Below are 12,400 nucleotides of genomic sequence, written 5' to 3' on the forward strand. Positions count from 1 at the left end.
AATTTTGTTAGCCGCTCTAAGCGAAGGAGGAAGGATCAAAGCAACCAAAGCCGCATCGGAATCCATACCGTTGTCGAAGACTCGTGTAGGCGTTTCAGTAGGGCTATCCTGTTTCCAGTGGGATATCCGCAAGGGCAATACGTTCTGATACGAGGCGGCAATAACGCTGGCAACACCTAACAAATCCGTCAGTCCCAATACCGCAGCTTGCTGGGCGCCGGGATACAGTACCAATCCAACTTCGAACGCCTGCCCTTCAGAAATTTTCATCCTACTCCCTCAATTGCGCCAATTTAGCTACTTGCACTGTTTTTACGTCTCCCAAGGATGATTCATATTTGTTTTTATGTATCGAGTAGAAGTAGCGTGACAACCAAACTTACTCTACACTTTATGCGTAGAAACCATGTAGTCATCCATCTGAAAGAAGCACATCCTATGATCTCCAATGAGCTCCCGAACCCAACTCCTCTCCGAATTATTCTGGCCGAAGACCACGCATTGCTGAGTAATGGCATAAAAGCTCTACTGTCATCAACACCAGGATATCAAGTAGTGGGAGAGGTCAATGATGGTTTACAAGTCTACTCAGCATGCCAACGATGGAACCCGGATATTGTTTTACTAGATTTAGGATTACCTGGAATGGACGGTATCGACATTATCCGTCATTTGAAACGACGTTGGTCGAAGCTAGCCATCGTCGTGATTACTGCAGATATTGCCGAATATCGGGCCAGAGATGCTTTTCAAGCAGGCGCAATCGCCTATGTACTCAAGAAAAGCCCACAACAAGTTTTACTCGCGGCGTTAGAGACCGCCTCTCTGGGGCTTACCTACTTGGACCCTGACTTGAACAGAGCGCAGGTATTGGAAAAAAACCCTCGCAAAAATCGAGCTAGTCTAACTTCACGTGAAAGACAAGTACTCAAACTAATCGCGGAAGGCCTACAGAATCAAGAGATTGCCGACAGCCTGATGGTCTCAATTAAGACAGTTGCAACTCATCGTCTCAATCTAATGCGCAAGCTAAATGCACGCAACGCTGTTGAACTAGCAAACTGGGCAACACGCTTGGGCATACACTGACACTACACCTATATCATTCCTTTTCTAAATGCCACCGCAATCTCTTTATCTGAGCCTCTTCAGGCCAAGCCCCCTGTCGCAGCTCTATCTCCAACCTCTCAGCGGCCAGCCGTATATCATTTCTTCTACTCTGGCCAGCACAACCTTGTACAACATGAAGCAAGTGCTGTAACTCTATACCTCGCTGAGCCTTCCACGCAGCATCTATGTTGTCGGCCAGTTCAAGTAAAGTACTACGCAATTTTTCAGCGACCTGCTCTTCACTTAAATCGAGCATCGGCCTTTGCAAAATAAAATTAGGACTTAGCTCCTTACCACGAACTAATTGCATTTTTGCAGCGAGCCCAAGCACTCCAGCTAATTTCTCTAAGCTTACCGGTTTGGATAGATACCCTTGCATACCCGCTTCAAGAGCACGCTCTCGTTCCTCCATCATCGCATTTGCCGTTAAGGCAAAGATCGGCGTTTCAGGATCCAATTGGTCACCGTCTACCGCCCTCCAGCGCCGAGTCACCTCGAGACCATCCATCTCAGGCATACGTATATCCAGCAATACCAGATCAAACGTCTGCTCTCGCCCCATGGCCAAAGCCTGCACCCCATTTGAGACTATAAATGACTCGTGACCCAGCTCGCGCAGCATCCTACCGACTATGTCACGATTGATCGCTATATCATCCACCAACAGCACCTGAAGCGACCAGGGGCTGACTATCACGCCAGTCGTTGTAACCGACTCTCCTTCTAAACGACGCCATAGCCTTCCTGGCAACCAAGCCAACTCTGGCTCCACCAACAACGGATTATCTGCCTCCAGCGGAGTCCATCCCCACTCTTTTAACTGAGGGTGCAGCAATATCGGGGCCTTAATCTCGCCCGTCCCACGAGGCGAAGAATGGCCCTGCTCCAACGACAATAGCAAAGTGAAACGGGAACCCTTGTTTTCCATACTATCCAGCAGGATTTCCCCCCCCATTAACCCTGCCAACCTCGATGCTATCGCTAGCCCTAATCCACTGCCACTGCTATGTGCACTGGCTTGCACAAAAGGTTTAAAGATGTCTAACTGGCGCTCTAGAGCAATACCCTGGCCACTATCCTCAACCTCAAATTCTAGCCTCTCTCCACGACGCGCAACTCGTAATTTAACTTCCCCCTGAGCCGTGAATTTGATCGCATTGCCCAATAGGTTGATCAATATCTGTGATACCCGCAAAGCATCCATCCGTACTTCTAATGGTACGTCGGCAGCAACCAACGTACGCAGTGTCAGCTGCTTTTCCTGCGCCGGCACGCTAACTGTCAGCATGGCCTCGTCAAGCAAAGACAACAGATCTGTCTGAGATAGAGACAGCTGAAGCTGACCGGCCTCAATACGTGATAGATCAAGCAAGTTATTGACGATCTTCAGCAAATGGCTGGACGACAGTTTAGCAGTAGCCACCAACTCCTTTTGATCCAACGAAAGCGAGCCACGCTCCAGCAACTCTAAAGCTCCGGCAATTCCGTTGAGTGGCGTGCGGATTTCGTGACTAATACTGCTCATATGCTCACTCTTGCGGTCGCTCATTTGCTCAGCGATGCGCTTTGCCTCATCCAACTCCCTCGTGCGCTCCCTCACTTTGCGTTCAAGTGTCTTATAATGCGTAGCGATGGTTGTCAGTAAAGTGTTGTAGGCCTTGGCTATACGTCCCAGTTCATCCTGACGCTCCTCCGGTAAACGTCGGTTGTACTCATTCGGTTTGAAGGTATCGATAATATCAACGATATGCTGTAGCGGCCGCCCCAACTGTCGTTTCAAAGTCACAAACACGACAAGTAACAGAAGCAATTGCGCAGCTAGCGTCAGCGGTACCGTTACACTAAATTCTGACAGCGCATTGATCGCTGCGATTTTCGCGGGATAAAGGGCGATAATCTCCCATTGTGGGTTGGGTAACCACTGACAAAGCGCGTAGTAATCACCAACCCGTCTCGCACCTGAGCTACGGCACGCCGGCAAGCCGCGCAACAATGGTGCCGTATCTGCTAATACAGACTGTGCATTCGCCCCTGGAATCAATAGCCCAGAACCATCTCGCATGATAAATCTGGCATGTCCCAACCATTCTTGATTGGCAACTGCCAACTCCCCGATGCGTACACTAACCCCAGCCATCACACCATCTGCCAGGGATCGGACTACGGATACACAATTACAGCCATGTGGTCCGATATAGGGCAACCCCCATTCATAGCCCTGGATCGCTCTCCCACTATGGAGCTTAGATAAAGCCAGCACCTTACGACGCAGATAATCTAGATCGCGAGATTCTGGATGGTAAAAGACGAAGCCCACATCAGGTAGTATCAGAAAAGCGTCAATATGCTCTTGCGTCGCCCCTGCACCAAACACCTCTAACACTTGCTGTGCTCGACGAACTCGCACAGGATCAGATACTGAAGAGTCAAATGGCACAAACACCGTACGCGGTGAACTCTGGCTGATGCTAGAAAAGCGATCAACCTCGGGCAGCCCACGCCATAAATTCAGCAGTACCCTCACCTGTTGGGCACCCTGACCAAAGCGTATGCCCTCCTGTGAGACTACAGAATTCAGCTCCCACTCAACGCCTTCGAGAATCTCTTTCTGCGCTCGTTGGTACTGGTAGTAAAAATCAACCGACTCCGTGAACATCCATGACAAAGTCATGGAGCAGCTCAGCATGAGCATGACACGCCCAGGGAACGATTTTTCTAATATCTTACGCATATCGCCAAGGGGTTAACATCAAGACAATATAGTTTTACTACCCATTAGACAAAATTCCAAGGTAATTTAAAATATCCCCACCCCCTATTGACCTTAATTTAAGCGCGCAAGGATAAATGCACGCACCCATCCATACAGAGACAGCGCTCTCTTGATTTATAATTTTCTGCAAGAATAAATATATATTTATGAACAAATATTTGGCCGCATCTGCAATATAAAACCTCATTAGCCTTATTCAATTATTTTATCGATTGACATCAGAGTCTGCTGCAATGATTTTCTATACCTGAGCGTTTGGCTTCAACGGCATTAATCCCAGTGCGGTTACCAAATCCCCCCAAGCCAACAAAGCTTCTTTTCGATAGGTATTTAACTCCGCTTGTGCCTCAAGCAACGCCAGATCCTCAAGCAGCAACCGCTGCATGTCTTGCAAGCCATGTGTAGTCAGCTTATGGATGCCCTGTCGTTGCTCTTCCACTCCCCTAAGATTTTTATCTGCAACCGCCAATGCCTGCCAACTCGCCTGCTGCCGCGACATGGCAGTTTCTACTTCAGCAAAAACCTGCAGGACCTGCTCATGGTATTGAGACTGCGCTTCTGCAAACACCGCATCAGCATGACGGACCTCTGCGGCAATGCGGCCACCATCCCACAACGAAATACTAGCGCTGGCCTGCGCCATCCAGCCAATAAGATCCGCCATGAGCAAATTAGAGGACAAGTTCACACGCGGGTAACGCTCCAGCCGAGCACGCTGGCTATCCGAAGCCGCAGCATTCAAGCGCATCCAAGCAGCAGAAACATCCGGCCGCTGCACCAGCGTTTCCGCAGGCAAGGACAAGGGAGGTGAGGCCGGCACGTCTGGCAACGGCTGGCTGCGCCACGTCAATTGGCCCGGAACTTGGCCACACAACAAAGCCAAGCGAATTTGCTCAGTTTTTAATATCTGTTCCCATTCGGTTTGCTGCTGTCGCTTATCGCGCAGTTGCTTTTCCACCCGGTTCAAATCAGTACGCGTAGCCAAGCCGGCACTCAGTCTACGCTGCACAACACTTTCTTTTTGTGCCAAAAGCGTCAATGCTTCTGTCGCCAGTTGCAACTGGTTTTCCGCAAAACGCGCATCCAGATAGCTTTCCAGCAGTTGCTTGGCCAGCAGGCGTTCAACATTAGATCTTTCAGCTTCGCTGGCCTCGGCACTGGCTGCAGCCGACGCTTGCTCCGCCGCCACATGCCCAAATACATCTGGCCGATACTGGAAGGCCAGCATGCCACCCGCCTCGTTGCGCACCAAGGCCGGCAAACGACGGGCCTTTCCGGAGCCGCCGTATAGATTGGTCACTTTGGCGCGGTCCCCGCCTACCGATAGGTCCAACTCCGGCATGGAGGAAGCGCCAATGCCTCCCAGCATCGCCTGGGCTTGTGCCACGCGTGCTTGCGCGGCGGCCAAACCAGGATTGCTTTGCAGCGACAGGTCCAATAAACGGGTCAATTCAGCGTCACGTAGATATTGCCAGCTGACATCAGTTGCCAGCGTCTCCGATGGCGATGGCTGGTTCCAATGTGGCGGCGCTTTTAGCATCTGCGGCTTCGGCCCGGAGTGTGTCGCGCAACCCGCCAGAGCGGCACAAGCCAGAATCATCAAGCCTTTCATGCCTTGCCTCCAAGGAAACGCACCATGACCCGCTGCCCCAGCAGCAATGGAGCATCGGCATCCAGCGCGATCACGCAATCCACCACCCGCATGTCCTGACGGGCGCCGGCCTCATCGCTGGGGAGTCCAGGCCCCACCACTTGGCCAATGCGCAGCACCATGCCAGCCAGCGGCGCAGCGTCCTTGCGGCTTTCCGGCAACACCTCCACCATCTGGCCAAACTTCACTTTGCCCAGAAAAGACTCGTCCAGCTGCGCACGCACGACGCGTGGTCCGCTAGGAGCCAACTCCAATACCGGATCCCCTGCAGAAACGTACTCGCCAGGATGAACCAAGAGGCGCGCCAACACGCCATCAACCGGCGACTCCAACACAAACTGCTTCAATTCGGCTTGCGTTGAGCGAAGCATTTGAATGCCATGGTTATATCCAGCCTCCGCCATCTGCAGCTTCAGCTTCGCCTGCTGCTTTGCATCACGCGCCAAGTCATACTCTCGCTTCATCACCGTATTGTCCGCTGCGAGCGGACCCAAGCGACGCGCCTCGCGCGTGGCGATCGCTAGATCCAGACGCGCGGCCTGTACCGCCAACTTGTGCTCATGCAACATACTCTCATCCTGCCGGACTTGGCTCTCTGCCACTAATGCATCCTGCTTGAACAGCACCTGGCCTTTAGCAATGGCCTGCCCCTCTTGCGCCAGCACCTCGCTCACCATGCCGTTGCGCAGCGCCGACAGCTTGCGCGGCTGGCCATCCGCCTCTACCCAACCGCGCGCCACTGCTTGCCAATTAGCTGCCTTGTCGATTCGGGTCGTGGTTTTCTCTTCACCAAGGCAGCCGACCAAGCCCAATACCATGCTCGCCAGCAACTGGCTCTTAAACAATTTCTTCAACATGCTTGCTTTACCACTTGCGTTCTTTCATCGTGGTTAATTTCACCATCCTCAAGATGTATCACTCGATCCGCAAAACAATGTAGTCGCAGATCATGCGTCACAACCAGCACGGTGACGTCTTGCTTATGCGCCAGACTCCTAAGCAGCGCCACCACCTGCAGCCCGTTTTCGCTGTCCAAGGCCGAGGTGGGCTCATCTGCAAACAACAGGCGTGGTTGCTTAACCAGTGCGCGAGCAATCGCGACACGTTGCTTCTGCCCACCGGATAAGGCCGCCGGTAGCTGAGTAGCGTGACCGCTCATCCCCACCTCCTCCAACGCCTGCATGGCCATTGAGCGGGCGTCTCTGCTGGAAATACCTTGATAGCGCAAAGGAAGGGCCACATTATCCAGCGCACACAAGTCTGCAAACAGATTAAAACCCTGAAACACAAAGCCGCAGTACTGCAGGCGAAAGGCATCCACTTGCGCCTGATTCAGACCCCACAACGACTGCCCCAGCGCTACCACCTCACCGGCGTCAGGCCGCAGCAGGCCGGATAGCATTGACAACAAGGTACTCTTGCCGGAACCAGACGGACCCATCAACAATGTCAACTCGCCGGGATGAATATCCAGTGCGCAATCATCAATCACCGTGCACGCTGACACGCCGCCAAAACGCTTGGTCAAGCCCCGGCATTGCAGGGAAATTTCAGATTTGATCCATTTCATCTTAATAACTCCGCCGGTTCGGTGGCGCGCAGAGGACGCAAGGCCAGCAGCCCGGACAGCAAGGCAATCAGCAAAATAAGTCCAGCGGAGGCCAGCAGCATCCACACAGGGAAAGCCATCGTAATCTCCAGTTGCCGACCAAGCAGCGCCAAACCCATGCTCAGCATGCCGGCCAACAACAAGCCAGCCAGTCCTACCCAAGCGGACATTTCCAACACACAGGAAGCCAAAGCGCGCTGCGGCACGCCCAACGCGCGCAGAGTGGCAAATTCGCGAAGCGAGGCCAAAATCGCGCCAGACAAGGTTTGACTGGTAATCGCCACCCCTACCAGCAAAGACAATAGGGTAGCCACGCCGGAGGCGATGCCTGCGCCAGATTCCAGCAGCCAGTACAGACGCGAACGGGTGGACAACTCTTCAGCAGACCAGGCCTCGAAACGCTGGCGCGGCTGATCGCGCATCAATTGCTGCGCGACCTCGTCAGCATCGTAGGCAGGATCCAAGCTCAACAAGCCGTAACTCAGGGTTTGCGTATCGTGAGGCAGCAGTAGCGGAATGCTGGGCAGGCCAATCAGGACATTAGCCCCGGCCAAAGCGCGCAAACCGCGCAAAACACCGACGATGCGCGCCTGACGGCCGTTGATTTCCACCGTATCGCCCTTGCGCGCGCCGAATTTATCCAAATCGGAAACATCGACCAACGCAGCGCCAGGTTCTTCCAACAGCTTGCGCTGCGCGGACGACAAAGTCGCGGCAAACGCCAAGCCGGCCGGATCCGGATCTATCGCGTGAATTTGCAACAACACGGTCGCGCCATCGGGGCGAATCAGCTCCCCCTCTTTGAGCAGATAACGTTCCACACGGGCTACCCCTGGATGCAAATGCGCGCTGTCAGCCGCCGTCAAAGGAAGACGCTGCCCCAAGTCCACGCTTTCGGTGTTGGGCGAGCCCAGCCAGATGTCGGCGCGGGAGGCGTCCACCGGCAAAGAAACCGTGCCGAACAAGCCCAGCAACAGCGCGGATTGCGCGACGATCAACAGCCCGGTAAACGCCACGGCCAGCACCGCGGTCAGATAACGGCGCCAGTCATGCCAAAGACTGGCGCGCGCTAAGGAGATTGGGCCTCCCATCTCAACGACGCCACGCCTGGCAAAGGCGTTCCCACTGTCCATCCTGGCTGCTGCCGGTAAGCCTATCCACCACCCCGGAGCGCTTGATCACCCAGGCCGCGGCGACCGCACACAGCACCAAAAATGCGTTTAAAAAGAAATTATTAGGCATAGTAGTGTCCAGCCGCGCGGTCACCCATTGCAGCACTGGGCCAAACAAATGGATGAACAACACCTTGTGGAAAATGAATACCGTCAACGAGTAAAAACCTATCCAGTTAAGCGGCCGCCAGCATAAAGCGATGCCTCTCTCATGCAAAATCAACACTAGCGCTACTACGCCGAACTCCATGCCCAATATGCCCAATAAGCCCGAAAATGACAGCGCCAACTCATGCTCGGCAGAATAGATATCCTCTGCGCTCAGCTGCGGCGACTCGCCGCTATAGAAGTACAGCGCCAAGCACGACGCGCTGATGGCCAGCACCCAATAATTGAGCGCCGCGCGTTGATACGGCCGATGCGCCCACAGCCAGCCATAGAGAAAGCCCAAAGCGCCGCTGGCGGCAAACAAATCGACACGAGCATCAAACTCATACGCCGGATGGATGTTGGCCTGCATCCAGCCTTCAAACGCGGCAAAAGGGTCGCCCGTCAGCAGCCATGGCGCCGATACCGCCAGTACCGCCAATGCCAGCATGCCGCGCACACCCGCATAGCTGTAGACCACGCAAAACAGCGCCAGCAGGATCATCCAAAGCATTTGCGGATAGAATGAAAGAGCCTCGCCCAAACTAGGCGAAATCAAGAAACCTTCCAGCACAAAAACCAGCAACAACGCGCCCAAAAGACGCAGTTTATTCCACATAACAGTCCGGCTGGCCTGTTGATCCCGCAATGCGAGATTGAAAGCCGCGAGCATCAAATAAATCTGGCTTACCCACGGTATCAAATACATCGCCAGCATGCGTGACAATTCATCCATAGGATTGAATTTTCCCAACATAGGCAAGTGCGAATCGTACACACCTTGGTGATATGCCTGCTCGTGATGGAAAAAATCAATATACCAATAATTTAAGTAGCCGGTATAGTGCTGAAAGATTGCCATTAAAATGAATATGCCGCGTAGGAAATCCAACCCAGCAACGCGTGTAGAAAACACTATCCGTCCTCCTCTCTTAAAACACATAGAGCGGTTTCACCGCTGAGGCAAGACGCGCCGATGCAGGCAGTACTTGAGTACGGCAAGTCGGCGCGCAGCATCAGGTATTTTGTTTTCTGCTCTTAACAAAGACATGCCAAGCACATCCCCATCACCAAAACTTAGATCATATATAAATATAAAATTACTTTTCTCTTACACCATTAATCAAAATAAGCTTTCTGAAAACCAAACAAACCCTTACTCTCCGAGAGGGAAACCAGGTCAAGACAGCCCCCCCTCACATATAGACACTCAATAATATTACTCACCAAATTTAATTAGCCTTCGGAATATCACGAATAACCTCAACCTCGGCTTGAATTTCTTTGTTTTTATTATTATGCACTGCCGTCACTGCTTCCTGTGGAGTTGAAAACAAAACACTAGTCATGCCCAAAGTATTGGAGTGGGCGTATACTTTTCCCTTGGATTCATTAGCCCACAATTCTCCCAATTCTCTACTACCTGCGAATACATGTACCATTCTAGTGACAATCACCGGCCTGCCACTATTTTCATCCATCGCTACGGCTGTAGAGTCCATACTTCTACTTGCACCTGATGGCATTACTTTGACTCCTAGCTCTCCTAAATTTGCCACACCTGACAAGCCATCACTTTTTGGAACAAGGATGGCATTATTCGCCAATCGGTAGCAAGAACCAGCACTACAAAAAATCGGTTCTTGTTTAGCATCCTGCTTTAGTGCCTGCAATGGATCAATAGCCCAGACTGGGGCAGCCAAAAAGAAACTCGATATAGCAATCATCACTTGCTTCATCGCTTATGTCCTTGTATCCGTATAGACCAGTTCTTCAACTCGGAGGCTTTACCTCCCTTACTCACGTCAACTATCTGCAACTGCCATCTGCCTTGGGATTTTTCGCCAAGAAATGCGTTGGAACTCATCAAACCCTTAAATTCAGGTTTCAGACCCTCTAATTCTACCAACCCACTATGCGGCGACATCAGAAAACTCTTGGTGCCACGCGGAGAAGTCAGCACGATACGTAGATCAGCGGGCCTAGCATGGTTAGTGTGAAATCTGACTTGCACATGCTCTATGATCAGGTCGTTACTTACTTCGATACCATGCGTTCCCTCACTACTCTCTGAGCTGACATTCGGAATCGACCGAACAATATCATCAGATGATACCCAATCAATTACTTCCTTCTCGGGTAGTATCGTATGCTTTCGCGCTGTAGCTACCGCATTAGTTGCATCCACCAAACCGAAACCATAAGCATTGCTGAATTTATGACCTACGTTATTTTCTACCCAGCCTTGATCAAGCACGATTCCATCTTGATTCTTAACAGGCTCTAGATGCACATCAACTTTTCGAGCCGTGGTCGCCAAAATCCACTTCACATCCCGAGCGTTCAATTGATTATTAGCCTCTAACATCAATGCCACAACTCCACTCACCATTGGAGCAGATGCTGACGTGCCGTTAAAGGTGGCCGAATATTGACAAAAGCGGCCCAAATGGCGTCCTCCCCACTTACTTCCCCATTCATAAAAATTACGCAAAAAGCCAGCATTCATAGCATTTTGGAGAGGGTAATCAGTAGGCACCCCATTGTAACCTTTATGGCAAGACGTTAGATCCGTGGTAACTATAGCAGGTTGCTTCTGAATATTATTAGCTCTCGGATTATATTTTTCTTCATGACCATATTCCCCTCCAAACCCGGATATCCAAATGGAGGACCCTGTATTACTGTAAGAGGAGCGCTTTCCTGCAGCATTTACCGCACCTACGACCATGACCTCTGGAATATTATGAATATCTTGAAAATTACTATTCATACAAGTTACATTATTATCGACCGCCCGCCGACACCTCTCCAACCCCTCCTTTCCTTTACCTATACTTAAAAATTCATTACCCGCAGACTTAACATACACTCCCCCACGATCATTTCTAGACTTCTTCATAATATCACTATAACTTCTCAACATATTAGATATATCTCCCAGCTTATCAGGCGTACTACCATAACTCATATTGAAAACATCTACTGATTTAGCCTTATCATGGTCACCCAATGCCGCTTGTATCATAAGTAGCGGGCTAGGTAACGGGGGGATTTTTTTTGTAATTTCCATTTCTCTACGAACATAACTTCCAAGCTCTAAGTAATTAAAGTCATATAATTTAACATCGGGGGCAACTCCATGCCCTCCCACCCCATTCCCTCTTTGAGAGCCAACAATTCCTGCCACAGCAGTACCATGATACTTTGACCCCTCCGATGGTCCTCCATAGGATTCTTTCTTACACGGGTACTCGCAAAACTCCAATACTCCCCCTGGCTGCATATTGGCTTTCAGGTTTTCATGGTCCGCTTCTATACCATCATCAATTACAGCCACTTTTACACTCTTCCCGGTCACACCACTTGCATGAAGGTCACCAATATTCAAGTCAAAACCTGCTACTGGGCGAGTGTCGGAAAATGCGTACTGACCATTATTTTTCAAATGCCACTGATATTGGAAAAGCGGATCGTCCGATGCCTTAGAATTTTCGTCAATAAGGCCACCACTCCCTCCACCATTTCCACTCCCACTGCCCCCACCACCTCCTCCGCATCCAATCAGTAACAGAGAAAGCACAAGGCAAGCTATGCCTCCTTCGCTCATCAAGCCTACTACCGATTCATCCTGTAAATTTTTGCCACTCATAATCAAATACCTTCACGACTTAGTCTTAGAGCAAGATGCCACTTCACTCTTAATAGAATTTACAATTCAGAGATCTTGCCTATAGCCTTCGTAAAAAAAAATCGGCTATTTGCCTGAACTTTATGGGTGCCCTAATCTGCTCCCCGAATCGCCCCCACTTTCCCAGAGACCTCGTGAGCCCCACGCTAGGCCCTACAAGGAAGTGTTATGAGCAGACCGCAGTTCCCCGAAGAATTCAAAATTGAAGCCGTCAAACAGGTGACTAAGAGCGGCTAACAAAAATGAG

At 51.1% G+C, this 12,400-nt stretch carries 10 protein-coding genes; 1 reads left to right on the forward strand and 9 read right to left on the reverse strand.

What is annotated here, in order from left to right:
* The coding region (locus tag DB032_RS24005) for a hypothetical protein (protein ID WP_199226056.1) at window positions 1-270 on the reverse strand (270 nt) is incomplete at its 3' end.
* A 96-nt stretch (window positions 271-366) separates the two neighbouring features.
* Between DB032_RS24005 and DB032_RS23365 the strand changes: the two genes are divergently transcribed.
* Entirely contained in the window at window positions 367-1,089 is a 723-nt protein-coding gene (locus DB032_RS23365) for a two component system response regulator (protein WP_233246807.1), read from the forward strand.
* A gap of 13 nt (window positions 1,090-1,102) precedes the next feature.
* On the opposite strand, the gene DB032_RS23370 is transcribed toward DB032_RS23365, so the two are convergent.
* The 8 genes from DB032_RS23370 to DB032_RS23400 form a co-directional block, all read right to left on the reverse strand.
* A complete protein-coding gene (locus tag DB032_RS23370) occupies window positions 1,103-3,841 on the reverse strand; it encodes a two component system sensor kinase (protein WP_107802142.1) in 2,739 nt (912 codons plus the stop codon).
* Window positions 3,842-4,124: 283 nt separating this feature from the next.
* A complete protein-coding gene (locus tag DB032_RS23375) occupies window positions 4,125-5,495 on the reverse strand; it encodes a TolC family protein (protein ID WP_107802144.1) in 1,371 nt (456 codons plus the stop codon).
* Window positions 5,492-6,391 carry an efflux RND transporter periplasmic adaptor subunit gene (locus DB032_RS23380; RefSeq protein ID WP_107802146.1) on the reverse strand — a complete coding sequence of 300 codons (900 nt, stop codon included), beginning with the start codon at window positions 6,389-6,391 and terminating at the stop codon, window positions 5,492-5,494. Before DB032_RS23380 ends, DB032_RS23375 begins: the two co-directional genes overlap by 4 nt.
* Window positions 6,385-7,104, reverse strand: a complete 720-nt coding sequence (locus tag DB032_RS23385) for an ABC transporter ATP-binding protein (RefSeq protein WP_107802149.1) — start codon at window positions 7,102-7,104, stop codon at window positions 6,385-6,387. The genes DB032_RS23380 and DB032_RS23385 overlap by 7 nt, the downstream gene beginning before the upstream one ends.
* Window positions 7,101-8,276: an ABC transporter permease gene (locus DB032_RS23390; RefSeq protein ID WP_107802151.1), complete on the reverse strand. Its 1,176-nt coding sequence runs from the start codon at window positions 8,274-8,276 to the stop codon at window positions 7,101-7,103. Before DB032_RS23390 ends, DB032_RS23385 begins: the two co-directional genes overlap by 4 nt.
* Window positions 8,236-9,378, reverse strand: coding sequence for a hypothetical protein (locus tag DB032_RS23395; RefSeq protein WP_146176796.1), 1,143 nt, complete (start codon window positions 9,376-9,378; stop codon window positions 8,236-8,238). Before DB032_RS23395 ends, DB032_RS23390 begins: the two co-directional genes overlap by 41 nt.
* 316 nt (window positions 9,379-9,694) lie before the next feature.
* Window positions 9,695-10,201, reverse strand: coding sequence for a hypothetical protein (locus tag DB032_RS24010; RefSeq protein WP_146176797.1), 507 nt, complete (start codon window positions 10,199-10,201; stop codon window positions 9,695-9,697).
* The gene (locus DB032_RS23400) at window positions 10,198-12,114 is read right to left on the reverse strand and encodes a S8 family serine peptidase (RefSeq protein WP_107802155.1); all 1,917 of its coding nucleotides are present in this window, start codon (window positions 12,112-12,114) and stop codon (window positions 10,198-10,200) included. The genes DB032_RS24010 and DB032_RS23400 overlap by 4 nt, the downstream gene beginning before the upstream one ends.
* Window positions 12,115-12,400: the final 286 nt, after the last annotated feature.

The organism is Chromobacterium sp. Panama, assembly GCF_003052555.1.
GTDB lineage: Bacteria > Pseudomonadota > Gammaproteobacteria > Burkholderiales > Chromobacteriaceae > Chromobacterium.